General features: G+C 47.2%; 26 protein-coding genes and 1 other annotated feature. Of the genes, 6 read left to right on the top strand and 20 right to left on the bottom strand.

Annotation, left to right across the window (positions count from 1 at the left end):
- Positions 1-17: 17 nt before the first annotated feature.
- Entirely contained in the window at positions 18-212 is a 195-nt protein-coding gene (locus MWM02_RS06165) for a YqzH family protein (RefSeq protein WP_064549987.1), read from the top strand.
- 24 nt (positions 213-236) lie between these two features.
- Here MWM02_RS06165 and MWM02_RS06160 read toward each other — a convergent pair whose 3' ends face one another.
- Both MWM02_RS06160 and MWM02_RS06155 read right to left on the bottom strand, forming a co-directional pair.
- Positions 237-1,025 (bottom strand): SDR family NAD(P)-dependent oxidoreductase, encoded by a 789-nt coding sequence (locus MWM02_RS06160; protein WP_244403183.1) that lies wholly within the window; start codon positions 1,023-1,025, stop codon positions 237-239.
- Positions 1,016-1,987, bottom strand: coding sequence for an MBL fold metallo-hydrolase (locus MWM02_RS06155; RefSeq protein ID WP_064549985.1), 972 nt, complete (start codon positions 1,985-1,987; stop codon positions 1,016-1,018). The genes MWM02_RS06160 and MWM02_RS06155 overlap by 10 nt, the downstream gene beginning before the upstream one ends.
- A 181-nt stretch (positions 1,988-2,168) precedes the next feature.
- Positions 2,169-2,385, top strand: a binding site (T-box leader).
- 49 nt (positions 2,386-2,434) lie between these two features.
- Between MWM02_RS06155 and proI the strand changes: the two genes are divergently transcribed.
- Complete coding sequence (gene proI, locus MWM02_RS06150) at positions 2,435-3,292, top strand: pyrroline-5-carboxylate reductase ProI (protein WP_244403181.1); 858 nt, start codon at positions 2,435-2,437, stop codon at positions 3,290-3,292.
- 93 nt (positions 3,293-3,385) lie between these two features.
- A complete protein-coding gene (namA, locus tag MWM02_RS06145; protein WP_244403179.1) occupies positions 3,386-4,408 on the top strand; it encodes an NADPH dehydrogenase NamA in 1,023 nt (340 codons plus the stop codon).
- A gap of 22 nt (positions 4,409-4,430) precedes the next feature.
- Here namA and rnz read toward each other — a convergent pair whose 3' ends face one another.
- Positions 4,431-5,357: a ribonuclease Z gene (gene rnz, locus MWM02_RS06140; RefSeq protein WP_244403177.1), complete on the bottom strand. Its 927-nt coding sequence runs from the start codon at positions 5,355-5,357 to the stop codon at positions 4,431-4,433.
- Between the two features lie 185 nt (positions 5,358-5,542).
- Here rnz and zwf point away from each other — a divergent pair, with 185 nt between their 5' ends.
- Positions 5,543-7,021, top strand: coding sequence for a glucose-6-phosphate dehydrogenase (gene zwf, locus MWM02_RS06135; RefSeq protein WP_420038585.1), 1,479 nt, complete (start codon positions 5,543-5,545; stop codon positions 7,019-7,021).
- Positions 7,022-7,038: 17 nt separating this feature from the next.
- Positions 7,039-7,659, top strand: a complete 621-nt coding sequence (locus MWM02_RS06130) for a cyclase family protein (protein ID WP_064549980.1) — start codon at positions 7,039-7,041, stop codon at positions 7,657-7,659.
- 39 nt (positions 7,660-7,698) lie between these two features.
- Here MWM02_RS06130 and gndA read toward each other — a convergent pair whose 3' ends face one another.
- The 6 genes from gndA to mce form a co-directional block, all read right to left on the bottom strand.
- Positions 7,699-9,111 carry an NADP-dependent phosphogluconate dehydrogenase gene (gndA, locus tag MWM02_RS06125; RefSeq protein ID WP_064549979.1) on the bottom strand — a complete coding sequence of 471 codons (1,413 nt, stop codon included), beginning with the start codon at positions 9,109-9,111 and terminating at the stop codon, positions 7,699-7,701.
- A 377-nt stretch (positions 9,112-9,488) separates the two neighbouring features.
- Positions 9,489-9,665: a hypothetical protein gene (locus MWM02_RS06120; protein WP_244403175.1), complete on the bottom strand. Its 177-nt coding sequence runs from the start codon at positions 9,663-9,665 to the stop codon at positions 9,489-9,491.
- 543 nt (positions 9,666-10,208) lie between these two features.
- On the bottom strand, positions 10,209-10,667 hold the full coding sequence (locus tag MWM02_RS06115; RefSeq protein WP_244403174.1) for a chemotaxis protein CheW: 459 nt from the start codon (positions 10,665-10,667) through the stop codon (positions 10,209-10,211).
- A 64-nt stretch (positions 10,668-10,731) separates the two neighbouring features.
- Complete coding sequence (locus MWM02_RS06110; RefSeq protein WP_244403172.1) at positions 10,732-11,850, bottom strand: tripeptidase T; 1,119 nt, start codon at positions 11,848-11,850, stop codon at positions 10,732-10,734.
- 268 nt (positions 11,851-12,118) lie between these two features.
- Positions 12,119-13,669, bottom strand: a complete 1,551-nt coding sequence (locus tag MWM02_RS06105) for an acyl-CoA carboxylase subunit beta (protein ID WP_064549976.1) — start codon at positions 13,667-13,669, stop codon at positions 12,119-12,121.
- A gap of 3 nt (positions 13,670-13,672) precedes the next feature.
- Positions 13,673-14,089 carry a methylmalonyl-CoA epimerase gene (mce, locus tag MWM02_RS06100; protein WP_244403171.1) on the bottom strand — a complete coding sequence of 139 codons (417 nt, stop codon included), beginning with the start codon at positions 14,087-14,089 and terminating at the stop codon, positions 13,673-13,675.
- Positions 14,090-14,256: 167 nt separating this feature from the next.
- Here mce and prli42 point away from each other — a divergent pair, with 167 nt between their 5' ends.
- Positions 14,257-14,352, top strand: coding sequence for a stressosome-associated protein Prli42 (prli42, locus tag MWM02_RS06095; RefSeq protein WP_157778133.1), 96 nt, complete (start codon positions 14,257-14,259; stop codon positions 14,350-14,352).
- A 126-nt stretch (positions 14,353-14,478) separates the two neighbouring features.
- On the opposite strand, the gene MWM02_RS06090 is transcribed toward prli42, so the two are convergent.
- The 11 genes from MWM02_RS06090 to MWM02_RS06040 all read right to left on the bottom strand — a co-directional run bounded on the left by MWM02_RS06090 (position 14,479) and on the right by MWM02_RS06040 (position 26,962).
- A complete protein-coding gene (locus tag MWM02_RS06090) occupies positions 14,479-14,982 on the bottom strand; it encodes a L,D-transpeptidase (protein ID WP_064549974.1) in 504 nt (167 codons plus the stop codon).
- Positions 14,983-15,034: 52 nt separating this feature from the next.
- Positions 15,035-16,012, bottom strand: a complete 978-nt coding sequence (locus tag MWM02_RS06085) for an aromatic acid exporter family protein (protein ID WP_064549973.1) — start codon at positions 16,010-16,012, stop codon at positions 15,035-15,037.
- Between the two features lie 66 nt (positions 16,013-16,078).
- Positions 16,079-16,801: an amino acid ABC transporter ATP-binding protein gene (locus MWM02_RS06080; protein ID WP_064549972.1), complete on the bottom strand. Its 723-nt coding sequence runs from the start codon at positions 16,799-16,801 to the stop codon at positions 16,079-16,081.
- Positions 16,794-17,453, bottom strand: a complete 660-nt coding sequence (locus tag MWM02_RS06075; RefSeq protein ID WP_064550326.1) for an amino acid ABC transporter permease — start codon at positions 17,451-17,453, stop codon at positions 16,794-16,796. Before MWM02_RS06075 ends, MWM02_RS06080 begins: the two co-directional genes overlap by 8 nt.
- A gap of 75 nt (positions 17,454-17,528) precedes the next feature.
- Positions 17,529-18,311 carry a transporter substrate-binding domain-containing protein gene (locus tag MWM02_RS06070; protein ID WP_244403169.1) on the bottom strand — a complete coding sequence of 261 codons (783 nt, stop codon included), beginning with the start codon at positions 18,309-18,311 and terminating at the stop codon, positions 17,529-17,531.
- A gap of 231 nt (positions 18,312-18,542) precedes the next feature.
- Positions 18,543-18,974 carry a BrxA/BrxB family bacilliredoxin gene (locus MWM02_RS06065; protein WP_013400436.1) on the bottom strand — a complete coding sequence of 144 codons (432 nt, stop codon included), beginning with the start codon at positions 18,972-18,974 and terminating at the stop codon, positions 18,543-18,545.
- Positions 18,975-19,011: 37 nt separating this feature from the next.
- On the bottom strand, positions 19,012-20,115 hold the full coding sequence (meaB, locus tag MWM02_RS06060; RefSeq protein WP_244403167.1) for a methylmalonyl Co-A mutase-associated GTPase MeaB: 1,104 nt from the start codon (positions 20,113-20,115) through the stop codon (positions 19,012-19,014).
- A complete protein-coding gene (gene scpA, locus MWM02_RS06055) occupies positions 20,112-22,307 on the bottom strand; it encodes a methylmalonyl-CoA mutase (RefSeq protein ID WP_244403164.1) in 2,196 nt (731 codons plus the stop codon). The genes meaB and scpA overlap by 4 nt, the downstream gene beginning before the upstream one ends.
- Positions 22,300-24,345, bottom strand: a complete 2,046-nt coding sequence (locus MWM02_RS06050; protein ID WP_244403162.1) for a methylmalonyl-CoA mutase family protein — start codon at positions 24,343-24,345, stop codon at positions 22,300-22,302. Before MWM02_RS06050 ends, scpA begins: the two co-directional genes overlap by 8 nt.
- 256 nt (positions 24,346-24,601) lie before the next feature.
- Positions 24,602-25,888: a dihydrolipoamide acetyltransferase family protein gene (locus tag MWM02_RS06045; protein WP_244403160.1), complete on the bottom strand. Its 1,287-nt coding sequence runs from the start codon at positions 25,886-25,888 to the stop codon at positions 24,602-24,604.
- Positions 25,889-25,978: 90 nt separating this feature from the next.
- A complete protein-coding gene (locus MWM02_RS06040) occupies positions 25,979-26,962 on the bottom strand; it encodes an alpha-ketoacid dehydrogenase subunit beta (RefSeq protein WP_244403158.1) in 984 nt (327 codons plus the stop codon).
- Positions 26,963-26,975: the final 13 nt, after the last annotated feature.

Genomic DNA, 26,975 nt, shown 5'->3' with positions numbered 1-26,975 from the left:
TGATCGGAAGTGACGCTATGGATGAAAAATGGCTAACAAAACTTATTCGCAATTGCTTGCGGCAATATGGATATGATCCGGAATCGCTTCCGCTTAACGATTCAGAATGGAAACAACTGCGTGAAAAAATTTTATTCGCAATAACAAACGACGAAGAGATGGACGTGTATGAAATTGTCAATGATGTCATTTATGAATATATAACGAAATAACACTCCCTGCCAAGGCAAGGAATGTTATTTTTTGAAAAACGCGCGTTTTCCCACTCTCTCGACAACCGCCGGAAACAAGCGATGAAGTTGACTGCCGATATTCATCCAGCGCGGCATATTTACTTCCCTTGCCGGCGTCATCATAATCGAAACAACCCGTTTGGCCACTTTTTCCGGCGAAAGCATCCATCGTTCCACATTTTTTACGTATTCTCCTGACTGGTCGGCGACATGAAAAAAATTAGTACGAATCGGTCCCGGGTTCACAGCCGTAACAAAAATCCCATGTTGTTCCGCTTCCATCCGCAAGCTGTCCGTAAATCCAAGCACCGCGTGTTTCGTGGCGGCGTATACGCTCGATTTCGGCGTCGCTAACTTTCCCGCTTGTGAAGCGATGTTAATAATGTGACCGCTTCGCCTTTCTTTCATATGTAAATATACTATTTTTGTACAAGCGATTAAGCCAAACACATTCACAGCAAACATATCCTTCATTTCCTCAAAATCGATATCTTCCACATTGCGAAACACGCCAAAGCCGGCGTTATTCACCAATACGTCAACCGCCTGAACATCCTGGAATAATTGTTGAAACACCGCTTCCACCGCATCTGTATCGCTCACGTCCAACCGGTAATAACGCGGCGAAATATGATAGGTCCGTTCAATTTGTCTCGCCACCTGTTTCAGCTTTTCTTCATTTCTGGCAAGCAGCACTGGGAGCGCTTTTTGTCGCGCCGCCTCATAAGCGATTTGTTCACCGACGCCGCTGGACGCTCCGGTAATGACGATATGTTTGCCTTCTATCCGCAAATAGATCCCTCCACCGCTTCATATACGTAATAATCATTTACTTTTTTCTTGCAAACCGCACCGTTCTCTTCCAAATAATCGAGCTGTCCAATCGTTTCAGATATCGTTAACATCAACTCTTGCCGATATACAGCAGGAAACAGCTTTTGGCAAACTTGAAATACGGTATGCGGCTTTTGCTTAAGCATATCGAGCACTTGCTCGGCGCGCTCCCGTTGTTTACGAAGACGTTTTTCAATCAACGCAAATACGTCCGTCACATCTTCTCCGTGCCCAGTCATCACGAACGAAACGTCGTAATCACGCATTTTAAGCAATGAAGCGTTATACTGCACCAACGGTTTCGGGCGTTCCGTCTCCCCTGGAAAAGGCGGCTCCATCATCGGATTTGGAGAAATATGTAAAAGCAAATGATCCCCGCCAATCATCGCGCCGTCCGTTTCGCGGTAAAACACAACATGGCTTTGCGCATGTCCCGGTGTTTCAATCACTTTCCAATGCGGCAACCCCGGCAGCGAATCGCCTTCTTTGATCGTCGCAGTAAGCGGACGTCGGCATGCATAGCGGAGCGAACCGCGCAAATTGGAAAGCTCGGCGAGAAACGAACGATCGACGCCGCACTCCAATAAAAACTGTCCAAAAAATTGTTGATGTTGTTGAAAAAATGTTTCATCTTGGCGAACCCAGCGGTCTGCTTTCCAGTGGCCAACGACTGGCAAATCATCCGGCAAATAATCGAGCAAGCCGACATGATCAGGATGGTGATGGGTGATGACCACTTGATCGATGTCAGAAGGAGCGTACCCAATTTGACGAAGCTGCTGTTGAAACGAATGCCACGCCTCTTCTGTTTTTATTCCGGCATCGATCAGAGTCAAGCTGTCTCCTTTAATCAAGTACATGTTTACATTCCCAACCGGAAACGGCGTTGGAACAACGATGCGATAAACATGCTCCTTCATAACCGACAATCTCCTTCTATAATTAATTTGATAATAAAATAAATCGGCAATCGTGATATTTTACAGTTTACACTGATTTTATCAGTTTGTCATTTTTTTCGAATAATTCGCGAAAAAATTGTTTTTTCTATTGACAACACGTTTGTTTTCATTGCATAATTGCAAACAAAATGAACATCGCAAACAGGCGATGAGTGGGGCCAGTAAACCATGAACGGTATCCAGAGAGTGAAACCCGCGGGCTGCAAGGTTTCATTACCCTCTTCGTGGTTGAACCTACCTCATGAGCTGTTAGGCAAACCTAAACGTCTAACCGGCGTTATCGGTGAAGAGCTGGGCTCTTGGCGAAAGAGCCAAAAAAGGTGGTACCGCGGAAACAAAGACCTTCCGTCCTTTTTATAGGAGGCAAGGTCTTTTTATTTTTTATCCAAAAAGGAGGAATTCACCATGAAACAGGAAACGACCATTGCGTTTATCGGCGCCGGCTCGATGGCGGAAGCGCTTATTTGCGGAATGACAAAAACGTTGTACCGGCCTGAACAAATTATTGTAACAAACCGTTGCAATCAAAAACGGCTCGAATATATGAAAAAAACATACGGAGTCCGAACCGAGACAAATAAAGAAAAAGCGGTAAAAGAAGCAGATGTCGTCATTTTAGCGATGAAACCGAAAGATGCGGCAGAAAGCATCGCTTCCATCGCGCCGGCGATTGGCGAACACCAGCTAATCATTTCCGTGCTCGCTGGCGTGACGACGGAAACGATCGTCTCGCTCATTGGAAAAAATGTCGCAGTCGTTCGCGCCATGCCAAACACGTCGGCGGCGATCGGCCAGTCTGCCACCGCCATCTCCCAAGGCCGTTTTGCGACGGAAACACATGTCACCATCGCAAAAACGTTGTTTGAAACAGTCGGCATTGTCGCAGTCGTTCCAGAACATGATTTGCATGCCGTTACGGGGCTTTCCGGAAGCGGGCCGGCATATGTGTACTATTTAGTAGAAGCAATGGAAACAGCGGCGGAAGAAATCGGGCTTGACCGCACCGTCGCCAAAAAATTGATTTTGCAAACGATCATTGGCGCGGCGCAAATGCTGCAAACGACAAATAAACACCCTTCCATTTTGCGCAAAGAGGTGACCAGTCCCGGCGGAACGACGGAGGCAGGCATCCAAGTGCTGGAGCGTTACCGCTACCAAGAAGCGGTCGTTGCTTGCATCAAACGGGCGACGGAGCGATCGGAAGAGTTGGGCAAAGAACTTATTTCTGCGGCTTTTTCGCACGCCGACGCTCCATCGCGCTAACTCTTTTCTTGCCAATGCGTATCGTTTTTCTTTCTCAAGTAAACGTGCTATTATCAAATTGAAAACGACATTACTTGGAGGGAAAAACAGACAATGGAAGCGATGCTTTTTTCACCGTACACGATACGCGGAGTCACTCTCAAAAACCGGATTGTCATGTCTCCGATGTGCATGTATTCTTGCGACACGGAAGATGGGAAAGTGCGAAACTGGCATAAAATTCATTATCCGGCGCGTGCTGTCGGTCAAGTTGGTCTCATTATTTTGGAAGCGACTGCTGTTACCGCCCAAGGAAGAATTTCGTCGCGTGATTTGGGCATTTGGAGCGATGAACATATCGATGGATTGCGCGAACTAGTCTCGCTCGTCAAAGAACATGGGGCGAAAATCGGCATTCAGCTCGCCCACGCTGGGCGCAAATCGGAAGTGGACGGAGAAATTATCGCGCCTTCGGCGATTCCGTTCAGCGATCAAACACGCACTCCAAAAGAAATGACGAAAGCAGATATTGAAGAAACGATTCAAGCGTTCCAAAATGGTGCGCGCCGCGCTAAAGAAGCAGGTTTTGATATCATCGAAATTCACGCTGCCCACGGCTATTTAATTAATGAGTTTCTGTCGCCGTTATCGAACAAGCGGCAAGATGAGTATGGCGGTTCTCCGGAAAACCGCTATCGCTTTTTAGGAGAAGTGATCGAAGCAGTAAAAGAAGTATGGGACGGACCGCTTTTTGTGCGCATTTCCGCTTCTGATCACCATCCGGAAGGCTTGACAGTCCAAGATTACGTTCCATATGCGAAACGCATGAAAGAACAAGGGGTCGACCTTATCGACGTAAGTTCCGGTGCGGTTGTTCCAGCAAATATTAGCGTATATCCGGGCTACCAAGTTCCGTTTGCAGAAACGATTCGCCACGAGGCAGAAATCGCTACTGGAGCGGTCGGCTTGATTACTTCCGGATGGCAGGCAGAAGAAATTTTGCGCAACGGGCGCGCTGATTTAGTGTTTCTCGCCCGCGAACTATTGCGCAATCCATATTGGCCGTACGCCGCCGCAAAAGAGTTGGGAACGACAATTCCTGCTCCAGTGCAATATGAGAGAGGATGGCGTTTCTAAAGCTGCCGGGAAACCGGCAGCTTTATTTTTTTCTTGGGATGATAAACGAGGAAAAATCAAATGCCAATTCCGTATTCGGAAACAATGCCCTTGCTTCGTGCAGCAATTCTTCGCTCAACTCACCTTGATAACGAGAGCTAATATGAGTTAAAATCAACTTTTTCGCTCCGGCGCGCTTCGCCACTTCCGCCGCTTGTGCGGTGGTAGAATGAAAATAATCGTGCGCCAAAGCGCTGTCTTCTACCGCAAACGTCGCTTCATGAACGAGCACATCCGCCTCTGTCGCGAGCTCGACGCTTGCCTCGCAATAGCGTGTATCGCCAAGGATTGCGACAATTCTCCCTTTTTGTGGCGGGCCGACAAAATCACGTCCATCAATGACCGTTCCGTCTTCTAGCTGTACCGTTTTCCCTAATTTGATTTGCTGATAAATGGGACCGGGGCGAACCCCGAGCGCCTGCAATTTATCTACTAAAAGAGTGCCTGGCAAATCTTTTTCCACAACGCGAAAACCGTAAGAAAGAATGCCATGATCCAACTGTTTCGCAATCACGAAAAATCGTTCGTCCTCAAAAATAATCCCTTCCTCGATTTCAACGACTTGTAAATCGTATTTCAGCCGCGTGGAACTAACCGAAAGCGATGTTTCAATAAACGTTTGAATCCCTTTCGGCCCATATACGGTTAACGGTGTGTCCCCTCCCTGGAATGAGCGGCTCCCAAGCAGTCCCGGCAATCCAAAAATATGGTCACCATGAAGATGAGTGATAAAAATTTTTTCAATCCGCCGCGGACGGATGGATGTATGTAAAATTTGATGCTGTGTCGCCTCTCCGCAATCAAATAGCCACGTTGCCCCGCGTTCCTCTAACAGCTGGAGCGCGATAGACGACACGTTTCGTTCTTTTGCTGGCACTCCAGCTCCTGTGCCTAAAAACAATAATTCCAACGCACCCACTCCTTATCAAAAGCGATGACATTTTGTCTGTTGTTAGCGTATCAATGTTTCGCGCCGTATTTCAATACTCTTTTACAATAAAATGTTAAAATGTTTGCGTTCAACGCCATAAATCTCTACAATTAATTATTTGAAGAGACAATTTTGGCTAAAGCGAGGTACATATCGTGAACAACATGAATCCGAAATCATTAATCGTCATTTTTGGTGCTACAGGAGATTTGGCAAAACGCAAGCTGTTTCCTTCTATTTATCAATTGTATGAAAAAGGAAAACTGTCCGAAGAATTTGCTGTTGTCGGCGTTGCACGCCGCCCATTGTCCAATGACGAGTTTCGCAATTATGTCCGCCAATCAGTGGAAAACGCCCTTCGTCAAGAATTAAGCGATTTGTCATTCGTGTCCCATTTTTATTATCATCCATTCGATGTCACGGACACTGCGTCCTATCAGCAATTAAAAACGCTGCTTGCACAATTGGATGAAACATATCATACCGATGGGAACCGCATTTTTTATTTAGCAATGGCACCGGAATTTTTTGGCACGATTACATCCCGTTTAAAGTCAGAAGGGCTTACTGCAACAAACGGCTGGAAGCGCCTCGTCATTGAAAAACCGTTCGGCCATGACTTCCGAAGCGCGCAACAGCTAAATGAGGAAATTCGCCAATCGTTTTCAGAACATGAAATTTACCGGATCGACCATTATCTTGGCAAGGAAATGGTGCAAAACATCGAAGTGATCCGCTTTTCGAACGCGATTTTTGAACCGCTTTGGAACAACCGGTTTATTTCCAACATTCAAATTACATCAAGCGAAACGCTCGGAGTCGAAGACCGCGGACGTTACTACGACCATTCCGGAGCGCTTCGCGATATGGTGCAAAATCATATGCTGCAGATGGTCGCGCTCTTGGCGATGGAACCGCCGATTAAATTAACAACCGATGACATCCGCAGCGAAAAAGTAAAAGTGCTGCGCGCCCTGCGCCCAATCTCTCACGATGAAGTGGATCAATACTTTGTCCGCGGGCAATACGGCAGAGGGGTCATCAACGGAAAAGAAGTCATTGGCTATCGCGAAGAAAATAACGTCGACCCGAACTCGAATACGGAAACGTTTGTCGCCGGAAAGTTGATGATCGATAATTTTCGCTGGGCCGGCGTGCCATTTTACATTCGCACAGGCAAACGCATGACGGAAAAATCAACGAAAATCGTCGTCCAATTTAAAGATGTGCCAATGAACTTATATTATCGAACAAACGAAAAAATCCAGCCGAATTTATTGATTATCCACATTCAGCCGGATGAGGGCATCACCCTTCATTTAAACGGCAAAAAAAGCGGCGAAAATATGAAAACAACGCCGATTGAATTGGACTACTGCAACAATTGCATCGATGGCATCAACACGCCGGAAGCGTATGAAAAATTGCTATATGACTGCATGCGCGGCGACGCAACCAACTTTACGCATTGGGATGAAGTGGCCGCTTCATGGCAATTCGTCGATCCTATTTCCGAAGTATGGGAAAACACAAAAGCGGCTGATTTTCCAAACTATGAAGCCGGATCGATGGGACCGAAAGCTTCTGATGCGTTGCTTGAAAAAGATGGGTTCCGTTGGTGGCCGATTCATTATCATCAATAAAGAAGGGAGATAACTGTATGACGAAATTTTATGATGTTACTGCACCCATTTTTGAAGGAATGCCCGTGTATAAAAATAAACCGGAAAAACAGCCGAAACTAACAAGCATGACAAACAATTACGTCACAGAATCCCGCATCGACATGGACGTGCATACCGGAACCCATATCGATGCGCCGCTTCATATGGTCAAAGGCGGCGAAACGTTTGAAACGATTTCTCTCGACCGCCTCGTCGGGCCGTGCAAATTGTTTGATTTAACGCACGTCAATGACAAAATTGCGAAAGATGATATCGCTTCATTAGATATCCGCGAAAATGATTTTGTATTGTTTAAAACGAAAAACTCGCTGGAAGACGCGTTTAACTTTGAGTTTATTTACGTTGCCGAAGATGCGGCACGCTATCTTGCCGATAAAAAAGTTCGCGGCGTCGGCATCGACGCCTTGGGCATCGAACGGAGCCAGCCGGGACATCCAACACATAAAACATTGTTTTCCGCAGGCGTGATTGTCATCGAAGGGCTGCGGTTAAAAGACGTTCCAGAAGGCTCGTACTTTATGGTCGCCGCGCCATTAAAACTTATCGGCACAGACGCCGCGCCGGCGCGCGTTCTTTTATTCGAAAAGATGCAATAAAAAAATTCCCCTTATTGCATGGCAATAAGGGGAATTTTTTTACTTCTTCAACCACTCTGTATGGAAAACCCCTTCTTTATCTACACGTTCATATGTGTGCGCGCCAAAGTAATCGCGCTGCGCTTGGATCAAGTTAGCTGGCAATGTTTCCATCCGATAGCTGTCATAATACGCCAACGCGCTTGAGAATGCCGGAACCGGAATGCCGCGCATGACGGCGACCGCAATAATTTCCCGCAACGCTTCTTGATAATTTTCGACAATTTCTTTGAAATAAGGGTCCAATAATAAGTTTGGCAGCTGCGGATCGCGGTCGTACGCCTCTTTAATTTTTTGCAAAAACTGCGCGCGAATGATGCAGCCGCCGCGGAAAATCATCGCGATATTGCCGTATTGCAAATTCCAGTTATATTCATCGGACGCTGCTTTCATTTGCGCAAAGCCTTGCGCATACGAGCAAATTTTGCTCATGTAAAGCGCGCGGCGCACCGCTTCAATAAAGTGGGCGCGATCGCCTTCAAACGGCTTCGCCGCAGGGCCGGAAAGAAGCTTGCTCGCTTTGACGCGTTCGTCTTTCATCGCTGAAATAAAGCGGGCAAACACCGATTCCGTAATGATTGGAAGCGGCACTCCTAAGTCAAGCGCATTTTGGCTTGTCCATTTTCCCGTTCCTTTTTGCCCCGCTTTGTCCAAAATAACGTCGACAAGCGGTTTGCCTGTTTCTTCATCAATTTTCGTGAAAATATCTGCTGTAATTTCGATTAAATAGCTGTTTAATTCTCCTTTATTCCATTCAGCAAACACTTCGTGCAATTCTTGAGCGTTCAAGCCAAGCACATGTTTCAATAAGAAATATGCTTCGGCAATGAGCTGCATATCGCCGTATTCAATGCCATTATGCACCATTTTCACATAATGCCCTGCACCGTCCGGGCCGATGTACGTCGTGCACGGCTCTCCGTTTACTTTCGCGGCGATCGCTTCAAAAATCGGGCGCACAAGCTCATGTGCTTCTTTTTGGCCACCCGGCATGATCGACGGTCCCTTCAGCGCGCCTTCTTCGCCGCCGGAGACACCCGTGCCGATAAAGTGGATGCCAAGTTCTGCTAATTCTTTGTTGCGGCGCTGCGTATCTTTGAAGTACGTATTGCCGCCATCGATTAAAATATCACCTTTTTCTAAATACGGCTTTAATTGTTCAATCGTTGCGTCCGTCGGCGCGCCCGCTTTCACCATCAACAAAATTTTCCGCGGTTTTTCGAGCGCATTCACAAACTCTTCGATGCTATATGTACCGACGATATTTTTGCCTTTCGCTTCCTTTAAAAACTCGTCCGTCTTCTCACGGGAACGGTTATACACGGCAACTGAATAACCTTTGCTTTCAATGTTTAACGCAAGGTTTTTTCCCATTACTGCTAACCCAATGACGCCAATTTGTTGTTTTGCCATCGCTAAACGTTCCTTTCTATACTTTATTGTTTGTTCATGAAAGAACATACCACAGTTTATTTTACCATATCAAGTTTTGAATTACATTTACAGCAAATTAGAAAGGAGTTTCTAAGATATACAACGATGTTCCGGTAAATTTCCTTATCGATTTTTAAGATAAGAAAAACTTTTTCACCGGTTTATGCGAGACATCGCAGTTCCTTGAACAAGCCGCCTTGCCGCTTCCCCAATTCGCTCCGCCACTGTTCCATTTTATTCCCCTTTCCGTACAAAACATGGCAAACGCCTGTTGCAACCCATTCGTTGCTCATTATCCCGCCAAAATCGCCAATGGGCTTAATTTGAATAAAAAGGAGTCCTGAAACCAGGACTCTTTAAGAATATCCGCCATATCCGCCGTATTGATGGCCGTATGGATGGTGCGGAAAGTGATGGTGGTAATGATGATAATACGGGTAATAAGGATAATGTGGATAATGATGATAATATGGGTAATGATGATACGGGTAGTATCCGCCAGTCGGATACATTCCAAATTGTCTTTCGTCCATATCAAATTCCTCCTTTAATATTTCGCGTAATCATGGATTAGGAAACAAATGGAGTGGGTTTCCTCATTTTCTAGGGTATGCGCGGAAGGCGAAAATGTATGGGCAAAAACCTAAATGCATAAAAACAAAAAAGGCCGCGTACAGCAGCCTCTCGTCTTATTCCTTTCCTTCTTGTGGCAGCACTTGCTTCCTATAAATCGCGAAAATCATCCAGATGTTCTTCGACATCATAACATTGTTACTCATACACCGTTCTCTTTTAAGAATCTTTGCCAGTTCTTCATTTAACTGCGTATCTCATCGCAAATCGTGCTTTTTCATCATTATCACAATATTCCTAACCATTGTGCTTGAAAAACGGCCGTTGCTTCCTTCACAATCAATGGGGTCAACGTCACCATTCAAAATCGCTGCAAGCTCCCCGACAATCATAAACAGCTCTGCTCTGTCCGTTCTCTTAAAAAAGCAAGATCAATATCGCTTGTTGTAGCGCTTGAGAGCCCATATACAAGAAATTACCACGATTCATTAGACGCTCTCCATTCATTGGTGATTGTGAATATGCTCCTTTATCGTTTTTGCTCCTTCTAAATTCTCAAATAATTGATTCGGGTCAATTAATGTAATCAACCGTTCCGGCAAGCTGGCAATGCCAATAAAATAAGGTGTTTGTCGATACGCAAGCATATTCACTTGTTTGACTGACTCCTCTGGAATATCGAGAATTTCTTTTGCCTCATCGACAATGAACGCCACGGAAATATCTTCGGTCGCCGTGACAATAATCCTCGTTTTATCCGTTTCTTCAAAAGGGCGCCCATACAACAGTTTTCGCGTATCAAGCACAGGCACTAATTCGCCGCGAATGCGGACGACTCCGACCATATAATCCGGCATTTGCGGAACGACAGTCGGGTCCGCCATCTTTTCAATAGAGATAACATGTGTAACAGGTAATGCGTATTGCTCGCGCTCCAACTGAAAAACAACAAACTTGTTCATTCCACCGTCCCCTCTCATCGCCTATTCTATGCAAAGGGAGCATCCAAGCATGGATGCCCCGTTATCATTTTGCCACTTCTTCGACGATCGTTACAACCATTTCTGTCAATTTCACAAGTTCCGCAATCGGCATGCGTTCATTCGTCGTATGAATATCTTCGTAGCCGACTGCCAAATTTACTGTCGGAATGCCAAAGCCGGCAATGACGTTTGCATCGCTGCCGCCGCCGCTGCGAAGCAATTCGCACGGACGCCCAATTTTGGCTGCGGCTCGTTTCGCGACTTCGACAACATGATCGCCGTCACCGAACTTAAAGCCCGGATACATTACCTCTACATCCACTTCGGCGCGCCCGCCCATTTCTGCAGCAACTGTTTCAAACGCTTCTTTCATTTTCGCGACTTGCGCTTCCATTTTTTCCGGCACTAGCGAGCGCGCTTCCGCTAAAATATCGACGCGGTCGCAAACGATGTTTGTTTGCGTTCCGCCCTCAAAGCGGCCGATGTTTGCTGTCGTTTCTTCGTCAATGCGGCCGAGCGGCATTTTTGCGATCGCTTTGGCGGCGATCGTAATCGCGGAAACCCCTTTTTCCGGGGCCACGCCGGCATGCGCCGTTTTTCCGTGAACAACGACTTTCAATTTCGCCTGTGTCGGCGCGGCGACGACAATATTTCCAACTTTGCCGTCGCTGTCCAGCGCGTAGCCGAATTTCGCTTGAATAAGCGACGGATCGAGCGCCTTCGCTCCGACGAGTCCGGATTCTTCCCCGACCGTAATAATAAACTGAATGGTGCCGTGCGGAATGTTTCGTTCTTTTAAGACGCGAATTGCTTCAAACATCGCCGCTAATCCGGCTTTATCGTCCGCTCCTAAAATCGTCGTTCCATCAGTCACGATGTATCCGTCTTGAATCGACGGTTTCACTCCTTTTCCCGGAACGACGGTATCCATATGGGACGTAAAATAAATCGGGTCAACACCTTCTTTTGTCGCCTCTAACGTGCAAATCAAATTTCCCGCGCCGTGCCCGGTTTTCGCCGCGGCATCGTCTTCAATGACATGAAGCCCAAGCGCTTCGAACTTTTGTTTTAACACTTTGGCGATGTCGCCTTCATGTTTTGTCTCTGAATCGATTTGCACAAGCTCTAAAAATTCGTCGACTAAGCGTTGCTGATTAACCATTTTCATTCTTCCTCCTGCTTATGTACTCATTTAAAAGTATACCCGATCTTGCCAATGATTGCGAAAAATTGTTTTTGAAGATAAAAAATGAAACTAAATTATGTTGGGGAGAGGTTGCCTTATGAACAATACATTTACTGTCACGTCAGCTTTAGGTGATGTGCGAAACGCCAGCCATTCCAACGATGATTCGATTTTCCCCACTAAAATGGTCTCTTCGCAAATGAATCAACCCGCCGCCCACAAATAGGCAGCGGAGGTCACTGCTTTATAGCGGAATATTGCCATGCTTTTTCTTCGGACGCTCTTCGTGTTTATGGCGGAGCATATCGAGCGCCTGAATGATCTTGATTCTCGTATCGCGCGGATCGATGACATCATCGACCATACCGTATTTTGCAGCGACGTACGGATTCGCGAATTTTTGCCGGTACTCCTCAATTTTTTGCGCCCGCGTTTCTTCTGGGTTCGGGCTATTTTCGATTTCGCTCGCAAAAATGATGTTCGCCGCCCCTTGCGGCCCCATCACAGCGATTTCCGCATTCGGCCACGCGTAAACGACGTCGGCGCCAATCGACTTGCTGTTGAGCGCTACATACGCGCCTCCGTATGCTTTCCGCAATATAACGGTAATTTTCGGGACAGTCGCTTCGGAATATGCGTACAAAATTTTCGCGCCATGGCGGATGATGCCGCCATGCTCCTGCTTGACGCCCGGAAAAAAGCCGGTGACATCTTCAAACGTAATAAGCGGAATATTAAACGAGTCGCAAAAGCGGATAAACCGGGCCGCTTTATCCGATGAATCGATGTCAAGCCCGCCGGCCATAAATTTTGGTTGGTTGCACACAAGCCCGACGACTTCGCCTTTTATGCGGGCAAAACCGACGACAATATTTTTCGCAAAATCTTTTTGCACTTCCATGAATGAACCTTCATCGACGACTTGCAAAATGACGTTGCGCACGTCATACGGACGGACCGCATCAATTGGAACTGCGTCGGCCAAATCCGGCCGGTAATCATCTTCTTCCGGAACCGGTCCAAACGGCGGTTTTTCTTGATTGTTTTGCGGCAAATAGCTTAATAGCTTCCGCACTTGTTGAAGCACCTCTTCCTCGGTTGCTCCGGAAAAGTGGGCGTTGCCGCTGATCGTATTATGCACACGCGCCCCGCCCAAATCTTCGGCGCTAATTTTTTCTCCCGTCACCGTTTCAATCACTTTCGGCCCAGTAATAAACATTTGGCTCGTCTTTTCAACCATAAATACAAAATCGGTAATCGCCGGTGAATAAACAGCACCGCCCGCACATGGCCCCATAATGACGGAAATTTGCGGAATGACGCCGGAATAAATGGCATTGCGGTAAAAAATATGCCCATATCCGTCTAACGACAATACTCCTTCTTGAATGCGCGCGCCTCCCGAATCATTCAAGCCGATGACTGGCGCTCCAGTTTTTGCGGCTAAATCCATAATATTGGCAATTTTCTTCGCATGCATTTCCCCAAGCGCGCCACCGAATACGGTAAAATCTTGGGAAAAAACAAATACGGTGCGGCCGTTGATTTTCCCGTACCCGGTCACAACACCGTCTCCTGGTCCTTTTTTTCCGTCAAGGCCAAAATCGGTGCAGCGATGTTCGATGAACGGGTTCATCTCGACAAATGTTCCTTCATCGAGAAGCAAATCGATACGCTCGCGGGCCGTCAGTTTCCCTTTGGCGTGCTGTTTTTCAATTTTATCATCGCCGCCTCCCAGTTCGATTTCACGGCGCCGATCATACAGTTCATTAATTTTGTCATACATATCAGCCATCGTCTACACCTCCGCATCCTTTCTCTCGCAAAGTTCATACAAAACACCTCCCGTTGATTTCGGATGCATAAAGGCGACAAGCGCCCCGCCGGCGCCGCGTTTTGGCTCGTCTTGGATCATGCGAATTCCTTTTTCTTTTAGCTCGTTGATCCGTTCTTGTATATCGTCCACCCCAAGCGCGACGTGATGAATCCCTTCGCCGCGTTTTTCAATAAATTTTGCGATCGCGCTTTCCGGCGATGTGGGTTCAAGCAGTTCGATTTTCGTTTCTCCCGCTTTCAAAAAGGCGACCTTTACTTTTTCCGATTCCACTTCCTCGATGCCAAGAAGCTTTAGCTGCAATATATCGACGTAAAATGGCAGCGCTTTCTCGACGGACGTAACGGCAATTCCAACATGGTCCACTTTTTTTACATCCATTGCCTAATCCCCTTTGCTGTAAAATGTTGCGAACATTAAGTATGTTTCGCCATTTCGACAAAAAATCCTGCTTTTCTCTTGCAAACGCGGCCAAGTTTTCTCTTGTCTCCCCGCTTCCCTCACGATACAATGTTAAACAGGAACTTTGTCCATAAGGAGGAACGGCAATGTCCCGCAAAAAAACGCAAAAATTCGTCGTTTATTTGATGTTGCTCTCTATGTTAATCACAACAATTTTAACCGGCATTAGCATGTGGTTTTAATAAAAAAACGGAAGGCGCCGAAAGCCTTTTAATGCCTATCGGGGCCAAAAAATGCCAGAAGCGCCATACGTCTCTATATGTACAAAAAGAAAAGGACAAGCATCTAGTTGGAGCTTGTCCTTTCAACTATAGCGCGCCATACCGTTTGCCAATCGCAGCAAACGATTCGTTGCTGCGGACGATAACCACTTTCGCGCCACTCGGAACTTTTTCATACAATTGCTCGACATCGTGATTGTACATGCGTATACATCCTTGCGACACATATTTTCCAATGGATGATGGGTTATTCGTTCCATGAATCCCGTATACACGCCCGTCCGTGCCTTTCGCGTTAAATCCGATCCACCGCGTCCCAAGCGGATTATTCGGCGCACCGCCCGGGATATTTTTTTTGCGGTAATACGGATTTTTCGCCTTTACTGTTACTGTAAATAGGCCTTCCGGCGTTAATAATGTATTAACGCCAGTGGCAACAGGGTAGACGGCTTCGATTTTTCCGTTGCTGATAAAGGCAAGTTGATTGACCGCTTTATTGATGATGATGAACGGTTTTGTTTCCACCTCTGCAGAAGCGGGAATGGATAAAAAAGAAGAAAGCATTAGCATTGCTGCCAATATCCATCGCATCACTCTCACCCTTTGCTTTTCTTTGTTATAGTGTGAAGCAAAAGGGCGGAGATTATGTGTCATGAGAAAGCCGTTTTTTCTCTTTCGGGTCGCGAAATTGGCTTTTAATGATTAAATATTGTTCAAGTTCCTTCACTAAGTGCAACAAAGCGGCCCGCTCCTCAAATTCTTCGCGCGTTTTTGGCAGAGGCATTGTTTCAAACCGCTTTTTCATATTTTGAAGTTCGCGAAGAAAGCGATACGCCGTATTTCCCGGATGGACGGCATCGCTTAATTTGTCGATAAAATCGGCAACGATGTTGCGCTGCTCCACTGTATACGTGAGCGAGGTGACGAGCGGAAGCACCCGTTCGATAATTTCCAGTTGTTTCTCCCGCATTAGAAAATAATGATAATATCCGTCTTCATTTCGCAGCACATGATTTTCGACATTTCGCACCGCAAGCAGCTTTGCCTGTTGTAAAATGTCTCCTGCCAGCATCAATTCTTTCCCATCCCAATCGGTTTCATTTGTGCGCAAATAACGAACAATCTCTTTAAGAATGATGCGGAATAAATCTTCGACAATGCGCTGATATTCTTTTAGCTGCTTTTCCACGCTTGGCATGTACATATTCATTAAAAGCGCAACGCTGATGCCGATGACAAGCAATAGCAGCTCATTGAAAATAATGGACCATGTAAACTTCCTTGCTGCGTACAAATGGAGAATAATGACTGAGCTTGTCGCAATCCCTTCATTCACTTTTAACCATACCGTCGTCGGAATAAAAAAGAGCAGCATTAACCCGACGGTAAACGGGTAGTACCCTATTCCTTGAAAAAAAATATATGAAAACAGCATCGCGACAACACACGCGACAAAGCGCGCCCACGCGGCTTTCAACGATCTTTTTTTCGTCACTTGCACGCATAAAATCGTAATAATGCCGGCAGAGGCAAAATTATTTAATCCTGCTAGCTGAGCGATGAAAATCGAAAGCGCAGTGCCGATCGCTGTTTTTGCTGTTCGGTATCCTATTTTTACCATTCTTTTTCATTCTCCCGATCCAAATTAAAAAAGATGATCCAAAGACCATCTTTTTATTGTACTTCATTATAACATTTTTTCAAGAAATTCTTGAGCCCGCTTGCTTTTTGGAGATGCGAAAAATTGTTGTGGCGGCGCGTCCTCGATAAGCCGACCGCCGTCTAAAAACAGCACTCGGTCGGCAACTTCGCGGGCAAAGCCCATTTCATGCGTAACAATCGCCATCGTCATTCCCGTATGCGCGAGCGACTTCATCACTTCAAGCACTTCTTTGACCATTTCCGGATCAAGCGCTGACGTCGGTTCATCAAACAACATCACATCCGGCGACATGGCAAGCGCCCTTGCGATCGCCACGCGCTGCTTTTGTCCGCCCGACAGCCGGCTCGGATATTCGTTCGCCTTTTGTTCCAATCCAACCTTTTTCAGCAGTTCGATTCCTTTCGCTTCCGCTTCGGCTTTTGCCATTCCTTTGACTTTGATCGGCGCATATGTGACGTTTTCGAGCACAGTCATATGCGGAAACAAATGAAAATGTTGAAACACCATGCCGACATGCTGGCGCACTTTCATAATGTTCGTTTTTTTGTCGGTAATCTCCTCGTTTCCAATCCAAATTCTTCCCTTTGTTGGTTCTTCCAGCAAGTTTAAACAGCGTAAAAACGTCGATTTTCCAGACCCGGACGGGCCGATAATCGCCACTACTTCCCCTTGCTGAATTGTTGTCGTAATTCCTTTTAACACTTCTAGTTTGCCAAACGATTTATGCAAATCCTCGACCTTAATCACTTTTTCTCAATCTCCCTTCCAACGCTTTGCCAAGCAGCGTAAGAAGCATGACTAAAACGTAATAAATAAGCCCGGCGATCAACAGCGGCTCAATATACCGATACACTTGTCCGCCGACGATATACGCGCGCCGCATGACATCCATCGCTCCAATGACCGTAACGACGGCAGATTCTTTCGTCAATGTAATAAATTCGTTCATCAGCGCCGGCAAAATATTTTTCAACGCTTGCGGCAAAATAATATCCCGCATCATTAGCTTATATGGAATGCCGAGCGCCAGCGCCGCTTCCCGCTGCCCTTTATCGACAGCCAAAATGCCGGCGCGGATAATTTCCGAAACATAAGCGGCAGAGTTTAACCCGAATGCGATGACCGCTGAAGGAAACGGCCCGATATCCACTCCAGTAAGCTGCGGAATGCCAAAATAAATAAGGACAAGCTGCAGCACAAGCGGCGTGCCGCGAAATACGGAGGTATACGCGTCAGCAATCCACGCCAACACTTTGATTCTGCCAATTTTCATTAACGCCAGCACAACGCCAAGCGCAAATCCAAGCAATACCGCGAAAATGACAATTTTTAATGTGACAATAACTCCTTCTAATATGAATGGTATCGATGGAATGATCTGTGAAAAATCTAAATTCACGCGCGCACTCATCCTTCCTTGCAACATAGTGAAAACGTTCAAAAAGGGAAGATTTCCTTTTTGAACGCATGGTGATTATTGGTCAAACCATTTTTTAATCAGCTTATCCACTTCGCCGTTTTTGATTTTTTCTCGCAACACTTTGTTAAACTCATCGCGAAGCTTGCTGCCTTTCGGGAAGGCAATGGCAGAGCCTGCTTCTTGTTCATTTGTCGGAATCGTGTACCCTTCTAGTTTGCCGTTGCTCGTTTGCAAATACCCTTTTGCAACCGTATCTTCAATAATTGCCGCATCAAAGCGCCCTGCTTGAATCTCTTGAATTAATTCTGGAATGTGGTTGCGGCTTTCTATTTTCATATCAACCGTCTTTGCAATTTTTTTCGCTTCCCCTTCCTGAATCGAACCAGTTTGGACGCCGACCGTTTTTCCTTTTAAGTCTTCAACCTTTTTAATGCCGCTTCCTTTTTTGGAAACAATCATGTTCCGTGATACATAATACACATCCGAGAAATCAACGTTTTTCTTGCGATCTTTCGTCGGTGTCATTCCCGCCAACACAAAATCGACTTTTCCCGACTGCAATGCCGGAATCAACCCAGTAAAGTCCATATCGACAATTTCAAATTCGTATCCCAGTTCCTTCGTAATCATCTTCGCCAAATCAACGTCAAATCCGATAATTTCATTGCCTTTAGCGGTGTCGATATACTCAAATGGCGCATAATCGGCGGAAGTTCCCATTTTTAGCACTTTTTTTTGCGCCCCGCTCCCGTTCTTTTCTTCGCCCCCTGCTCCACAGGCGGAAAGCAGGCCAATGAGTAGAATGCTAGAAACAAATAACGATACTAGCTTTTTCATACAATGTCTCTCCTTCTCTATGTATTTAAAAAATTAAATAATTTTTATAATATTATGAAATAATTGTTAAAGATTAGCAAGATGCAATTCGCTTTTGAATATATATTCTATGTTTTGTATATTAACACATATCCCAATCATCACGCAATCCATTTTATTATAAATAAATCATTTTTATTTTTTAAAAATAACAACAAACAAATAAATAACGGAGCTGAAAATATAGCTCCGTTATACTTCATCGCAATATTGGTCAAACGCTGCCTGCAGCTTTTGCACGACTTCGATCGGTTCATGCCCTTCGATTTCGTGGCGATGAATCATCGTGCAAAGCTTGCCGTCTTTTAAAAGCGCGAATGATGGCGAAGAAGGCGGCTGCCCTTCAAAATATTCGCGCGCTCTTGCTGTCGCCTCTTTATCTTGCCCGGCAAATACGGTCACAAGATGGTCCGGGCGTTTGTCATAATGAATCGCATGCGCCGCCGCAGGACGGGCGATGCCGCCGGCGCAGCCGCATACCGAATTGATCATCACAAGCGTTGTGCCTGGACGCTTGAATGCGGCGTCGACTTCTTCGGGAGTGCGCAACTCTTCAAAACCGGCTTCCACGATTTCGCGGCGCGATTGCTCAACAATATCATTGTAAAGCGGAAATTGGAACATCGCATACACCTCCTCTTTTATATCGTATCACATTTTTTTACGTTTCCCTACTCTCATACACTTTAATAAGCTCTCGAACTGCTGAAGTGACCGACTGCGTTCCGGAAATGACGTTATTTTCAATGATCGGCAGCTTTTCTTTCACCACAGGGTGGGAAAAGAAGCTCGCTTCTAAATAATCTTTAATCATCGAGTAAATCCAATCTTTTTGCTGGTGGCGCCGGCGCATGGCAAACACGCCGGACCGTTTTGTCGCTTTCACAAACTTCTCAATCACGTGCCAAATTTCTTCGATTCCTTCTCCCAAAAGCGCCGAACACGTATACGCTTTTGTCCTCCATCCCGGTGTCGCCGGCCGCAAATAATGAAGAAATTGGTTGTATTCTTTTTGCGCGGCCAATGCTTTCTGCTTATTGTCGCCGTCCGCTTTGTTAATCACGATCGCATCGGCCAATTCCATAATTCCGCGTTTCATTCCTTGCAATTCGTCACCTGCTCCGGTCAGCACCAGCATTAAAAAGAAATCGACCATGCCGCGCACGACAAACTCGCTTTGCCCGACGCCGACCGTTTCCACCAAAATAATGTCATATCCCGCCGCTTCACAAAGCATTATCGTCTCGCGCGTTTTCCGATGCACACCGCCGAGCGTTCCCCCTGATGGCGATGGCCGGATGAAGGCGCGCGGATGGCGCGCCAGCGTTTCCATCCGCGTTTTATCCCCGAGAATGCTGCCGCCCGTTAACGAGCTGCTTGGGTCGACGGCTAAGACGGCGACGCGGTGCCCCCGTTCGCATAAAAACGTGCCAAACGCCTCAATAAACGTGCTCTTCCCTGCTCCCGGCACACCGGTGATGCCGATGCGGACCGACTTTCCGACATGCGGAAGCAGCTCGTTTAACACTTGCTGGGCGATGTCCATATGCTTTGCCGCATTGCTTTCAACAAGCGTAATTGCCTGCGCCAAAATCGTGCGGTCATTGTTTAACACACCTTCGACATATTCTTTTACCGACCGCTCTTTCCGCTTCACCCAGCGTTTTGGCGAAGCGGATGCGGCAGCTTTCACATAAGCGGTAGCGAACTCATGTTCCTTCTCTTTTTCCACCCATTCGGGGCGATGCGTTCGTTCGTCGTTCATTGGCTCACTTCCTCGTAACCGAGACGTTTATAAATTTCTTCAAGCACTTTTTCGGCAGCAGCTGGAATCACTGTTCCCGGCCCGAAAATGGCAGATGCGCCGTGTCGATATAGAAACTCATAATCTTGCGGCGGAATGACTCCTCCGACGACAACGATAATATCTTCGCGGCCAAGCTTGCGCAGTTCTTCCACCAACTGCGGCAGCAACGTCTTATGCCCGCCGGCGAGCGAGCTGATCCCGACGACATGGACGTCGTTTTCAACCGCCTGGCGTGCCGTTTCTTCCGGCGTTTGGAACAGCGGGCCGATGTCAACGTCAAAGCCTAAATCGGCAAACGCCGTCGCGATCACTTTCGCCCCGCGGTCATGGCCGTCCTGACCCATTTTTGCGATCATAATCCGAGGGCGGCGCCCTTCCAATTCATAAAATTCATCGGTCATTTTTTTGACGCGCTTAAATTGCTCTTCGTTTTGGAATTCGGAACTGTACACGCCGATAATCGAGCGGATTACCGCTTTATGGCGCTTCGCCACTTTTTCAATCGCGTAAGAAATTTCCCCTAATGTCGCGCGGGCGCGTGCCGCCTGCACGGCCAATTCAAGCAAGTTTCCTTCTCCCGTTTCCGTCGCTCTCGTAATCGCGTCAAGCGCTTCTTGAACCTTTTGCTCATCGCGCGAGGCGCGCAGCTGTTTTAATCTTTCAATCTGGCGCATCCGCACCGCTGTATTGTCGACTTCTAAAATTTCGATCGGTTCTTCTTTTTCCGGACGGTATTTATTGACGCCGATAATCGTTTCCGCGCCGGAATCGATTCTCGCTTGGCGTCTTGCCGCCGCTTCTTCAATGCGCATCTTCGGGATTCCCGTTTCAATCGCTTTCGCCATGCCGCCAAGGCTCTCGATTTCTTCAATATGCTTCCACGCGCGGTTCATTAATTCGTTCGTTAACGTCTCGACGTAGTAGGAGCCAGCCCACGGGTCGATGACATTGCAGATGCCGGTTTCATCTTGCAAATACAGCTGTGTATTGCGGGCGATGCGTGCTGAAAAATCGGTCGGCAGCGCAATCGCTTCATCGAGCGCGTTCGTATGGAGCGACTGCGTATGGCCGAGCGCAGCAGCGTGCGCTTCGATCAGCGTGCGCACGACATTGTTAAACGGGTCCTGCTCGGTCAAGCTCCACCCCGATGTTTGCGAATGTGTCCGCAATGCAAGCGATTTCGGATTTTTCGGGTTGAATGTTTTCATCATTTTCGCCCACATGATGCGTGCCGCGCGCAGTTTCGCGACTTCCATGAAATAGTTCATGCCAATCGCCCAGAAAAACGATAATCTCGGCGCGAATGAGTCAATGTCGATGCCCGCCTTCAATCCTGTGCGAACATATTCCAATCCGTCAGCGAGCGTATACGCCAATTCAATATCGGCCGGCGCCCCCGCTTCTTGCATATGGTAGCCGGAAATGCTGATGCTGTTAAATTTCGGCATATATTTAGACGTATACTCAAAAATATCCGCGATAATGCGCATCGACGTTTCCGGCGGGTAAATATAGGTGTTGCGCACCATATATTCTTTTAAAATATCGTTTTGAATCGTCCCGGAAAGTTTGTCTTGCGTAACACCTTGCTCTTCCGCCGTGACGATGTAAAACGCCATAATCGGCAGCACCGCGCCGTTCATCGTCATCGATACCGACATTTGGTCAAGCGGAATGCCATCAAACAAAATTTTCATATCTAACACCGAGTCGATCGCTACCCCCGCTTTGCCGACGTCGCCGACGACGCGCGGATGATCGGAGTCATAGCCGCGGTGGGTCGCAAGGTCAAAGGCGACGGACAGCCCTTTTTGCCCCATCGCCAAATTGCGGCGGTAAAACGCATTGCTTTCTTCTGCTGTCGAAAATCCCGCATATTGCCGGATCGTCCACGGCCGATTCACATACATCGACGGATACGGCCCGCGCAAATACGGCGGGATTCCTGGCATATAATCGAGAAAGTCAAAACCTTCGATATCTTTTTTCGTATAAAGCGGCTTAATGGCAATGTGCTCATTCGTTTGAAACAACAGGTCATCGATCGACGCGCGCACTTTTTCTTCGATCGCCCGCTTCCATTGCTGTTCATCCGCCATTTTCTCCGTCATGCGCAACGAGACGTTCGTAAAATCGACTTTTCTACTCATCAAGGGCCACCCCCATTTCTTTCATAAACGACACAATCGTTTCATAACAGTTTGAACCGATATGAAGAAAACCATCCACGCCAGCTTGCGCGAAAGATTGTTCTACATCTGGTGCTTGCTTTCCAGCCACGTATAGTTTTACGTTTGAATTCGTTTGCTTTAACGCTTTCGCGATGGCCGGAACCATGTCCGTGTAGCTTTCATCTGAGCCGCAAATAATATAATGCGTGCCGTTTGCTTCAAGGGCTCCTGACACCGCTTCCTCTGCGGTATGGTATCCTTCGCTTTTAGACACAGCCACGCCGCCAGCCTCAAAAAAGCCGGTGATAAAATCAGCGCGCGCTTTATAGTTTGGAATGTTTCCGATATTGATAAGATGAACGGTAGGCCGAGCACCGTATTTTTCTAAATGGGCTTCGGCAGCTTTGCGCAGCTGTTCGAACGGTTCGGCAAGTCTCCATTGTGGAATCGGCTCGACGTTTAGCGATGTTCCATCGCCTTTTAACGCCGCTTCAATTTCCCGAGCGGTTGCTCGGCGAGCCGCCATAAAAACCGCTGTTGCGATCCATCGTTTTTCACGGAATCCTTCTTGCAGTTGGACAACGTTTTCTTCATCGATTCTTAAAAGTGAGAGAGGTTTTTCGCCGCTTTCGTTCGCTTTTTGTATAGGTGTTTCCGCTAAGTTGGCATAAAAGTTCGTTCCGACAATTTTTTCTTTTCGCTTTTTCACATTATCTCTCCGCTGCTTGGCAACGTTTTCTACTTCCGCTTGCACAACCCCGTCTTGAAGCGCTTTCACGATGCCGCCTTTTCCTTCGATTTGCTGAAACAGCCTCCATGATTCTTCCGCTACTTTCGCTGTCAACATTTCCACATAGTATGAGCCGCCAGCCGGATCGATGACATTAGCGATATGTGCTTCTTCCAGCAAAATGAGCTGCGTGTTGCGGGCGATTCTTCTTGAAAATTCATCAGCTGGTCCGATCGCCTCGTCAAACGGGGAAACGTGAAGGCTGTCGGCGCCGCCAACCGTCGCGGCAAATGCTTCTGCCGTCGCGCGAAGCATGTTGACATACGGATCGTAAATTGTTTTCGTAAAATAAGATGTGCGTGCATGCATCGCGATTTTTTGCGCTCGCTCACTGCCTCCGAACGCCTGCACGATGTTTGACCAAACAAGCCTCGCCGCACGAAGCTTTGCGATCTCCATAAAAAAGTTCGAACCGATCGCGAATGAAAATTGGATTCGCGATGCGATATCATCGATCATCAAGCCTCTGTCTAAACATGCATTTATATACTCGACCGCTGTCGAAAACGCGAAGGCTAATTCTTGAATGGCGTTCGCTCCGCCGTTATGATACGGCTCACCGCGGACGATGATCGTTTTTACGTGCGGCATATTATTTTTTGCCCATTGCACCGCATCTGCCATCACATCGTACAATGACGCAAGCGAGAATGAGAGATGCCCTGTTTCCGCTAGCGTACCGATAGGATCCATCCCAATCGTTCCGTGCACTGCGGCAAACGGCATTTGCCGTTTTTGCAAATAAGCGGCAAACAGTGCAAAAAAGGAAAGCGATTGTGCCCCAGCGTCGACGCGAAGCGAATATTGATCCAAAGAAATATCCGAAAACATGATTTCCATATCATCAAGCGATATCACTGGAAACCCTAACCGATCCAAAACGATATGGATTTCTGTTTGTCCTTTTGCCAAGTCATGCTTAACGATCTCGTTCCATTCTTGCGGACTGGTTGCGGAAATTTCTTGGCTTACTTTCCAAGGTTCTTGAATATAGCCGTTTGGTCTGGTGCCGCGAACATAGCCCGGAAACCCCGGATACTGTTCGACATGCGCAAGCGACTCTATGTCACGGCGCGTATAAATGGGTTTAATGATGATATTTTCATACGTAGTCGAATACAATTTTTCGAATGGCTTTCCTTTTAACGACTTCTCGACTGCCTGTTCCCACTCCGTGAAACTTGGAATGGGAAACGTCACATTTTTCATCGTCGAAATATCACTCACTATGTTCTCCCCCTTTTCAGCGCTTTCCCCCATCCACAAGAAACCGCTTTCTTTTGCACTTTTAGAAATATTAATGACATTTTTATTTTTATTGTAGTATATATTGCATAGTTCTAGCAATGAAGAAAACAGAATCCGTTTCTAAATCCAGCAAGGAAAATGGGAAAAACAGTTTTTCCTGAATTAACGATCGATTTGCGGAAGATATTCACAGCAAAACACCCCCGCCGCATGCAAAATGGCGGCGGAGGTGCCATTAATAAATCGGCGTATTGTCTTTTGATACGTTTTCCAAAATTTCTTTCACACGCGCGAGGAAGCGGCCGCAAATAAGGCCGTCCAAAACGCGATGGTCAAGCGATAAACATAAGTTGACCATGTCGCGGATGGCGATCATCCCGTCTTTGACAACCGGGCGTTTGACGATCGATTCGACTTGCAAAATCGCCGCTTGCGGATAATTGATGATGCCCATCGATTGCACCGAGCCGAACGAACCGGTGTTGTTGACGGTGAATGTGCCGCCTTGCATATCTTCCGGACGGAGCCTGCCGGTGCGCGCTTTTGCCGCTAGCTCGGCGATTTCACGAGCGATGCCTTTAATGGATTTTTCGTCGGCATGTTTAATGACAGGCACAAATAGCGCATCGTCCGCTGCGACCGCGATCGAGATATTGATGTCTTTTTTTTGCACGATTTTATCGCCCGCCCACATCGAGTTAAGCTGCGGGAATTCTTTCAACGCTTGTGCGACCGCTTTGACAAAAAAAGCAAAATACGTCAAATTGAAACCTTCGCGTTTTTTAAACTCATCTTTTATCGCATCGCGGTATGCCACTAAATTCGTCACATCAGCTTCGACCATCATCCAAGCGTGCGGCACTTCATGCTTGCTGCGGAGCATGTTTGCGGCGATCGCTCTGCGCACCGGTGTGACCGGAATTTCGACATCTCCTGCATGAACAGGAACGCTTGACGCCTCCGGCTGTTTCAGAACAGCCGCTTGTTCCGCTTTTTTCGCTTCTTGCGCTAGTGTCGGCTGCGGCGCAGGCTGGGAAGCACTCGCTTTCGGGATATTTCCGGATTCGATCAGTTTTAACAAATCTTTGCGCGTAATCCGTCCGCCCAATCCTGTCCCTTGGACTTGAGCGAGATCAATACTATATTCTCGGGCCAGGCGCAACACCGCCGGAGAATAGCGCCCTTTCGCTTTTGTCGGCTTTTTCGGCTCCGACGCTGCAGCTTGCTCCTCTTTTCGCGCTTCTTCCTGTTTTTCCTCTATTTGCGCTTCTTGATCCAACGCTTCCACTTCGATCGTGCAAATGACCGCTCCTACTCGCAGCGTTTCGCCTTCGCTGGCGACAATTTCTTTGATCACACCTGTAAATGATGAAGGAATTTCCGCGTTCACTTTATCCGTCATCACTTCGGCAATTGGGTCGTATTTGTTTACTTTATCGCCGGCAGATACAAGCCATTTGCTAATCGTGCCTTCAGTGACGCTTTCACCTAGCTGAGGCATCGTAATTGGTTCGATTGCCACATTATAACCTCCTATTCTCTCGGGTAAAAGCTATGTTTGAAAAATAGCGTAGCTGGACAAAACGAAAATAACCACCTCGATGTTCATTCCTTAAAATGCCGCTAGCTCGCGCATCGCTTTTTCCACTTTATCCGGGTTGACCATAAAAAATTTTTCCATCGTCGGCGCATATGGCATCGCCGGAACATCCGGACCGGCAAGGCGCATAATTGGCGCGTCTAAATCAAACAAGCAATGTTCGGCAATAATCGCCGCCACTTCGCTTATAACGCTTCCTTCTTTGTTATCTTCCGTAATAAGCAGCACTTTTCCTGTTTTGCTTGCCGCTTCGATAATCGCTTCCTTATCCAGCGGATACACGGTGCGCAAATCAAGAATGTGCGCGGAGATGCCGTCTTGCGCGACGCGTTCTGCCGCCTCGAGAGCGAAATGGACGCACAGTCCGTACGTAATCACGGTAATATCATCACCTTCGCGTTTAACGTCCGCTTTGCCGATCGGCAATACGTAATCGTCTTCCGGCACTTCGCCTTTAATTAAGCGATACGCGCGTTTATGCTCAAAGAAAAGAACCGGGTCTTCGTCGCGAATGGCTGCTTTTAACAATCCTTTGACATCATATGGCGTCGACGGCATGACGATTTTTAAACCTGGCTGGTTCGCAAAAATCGCTTCCACCGATTGCGAATGGTATAATGCGCCGTGAATGCCGCCGCCGTAAGGAGCGCGGATGACGATCGGGCAGTTCCAGTCATTGTTTGAGCGGTAGCGAATGCGCGCCGCCTCCGAAATAATTTGGTTGACCGCAGGCATGATAAAATCAGCGAATTGAATTTCGACAATCGGACGCAATCCGTACATCGCCGCACCGATTCCGACGCCGACGATCGCTGATTCCGACAGCGGGGTGTCGATGACGCGCTCTTCGCCGAACTGTTCATACAATCCTTGCGTCGCTTTAAATACCCCGCCTTTTTTTCCAACGTCTTCTCCTAATATGAAGACGCGCGGGTCGCGTTCCATTTCCTCGCGAATCGCCATCGTCACAGCATCAATATAAGAAATTACTGGCATCGTTTCTTCCTCC

The organism is Parageobacillus sp. KH3-4 (genome assembly GCF_022846435.1).
In the GTDB taxonomy this organism is placed as follows: domain Bacteria; phylum Bacillota; class Bacilli; order Bacillales; family Anoxybacillaceae; genus Parageobacillus; species Parageobacillus thermoglucosidasius_A.
This window is presented reverse-complemented; position numbering and strand designations above follow the sequence as displayed.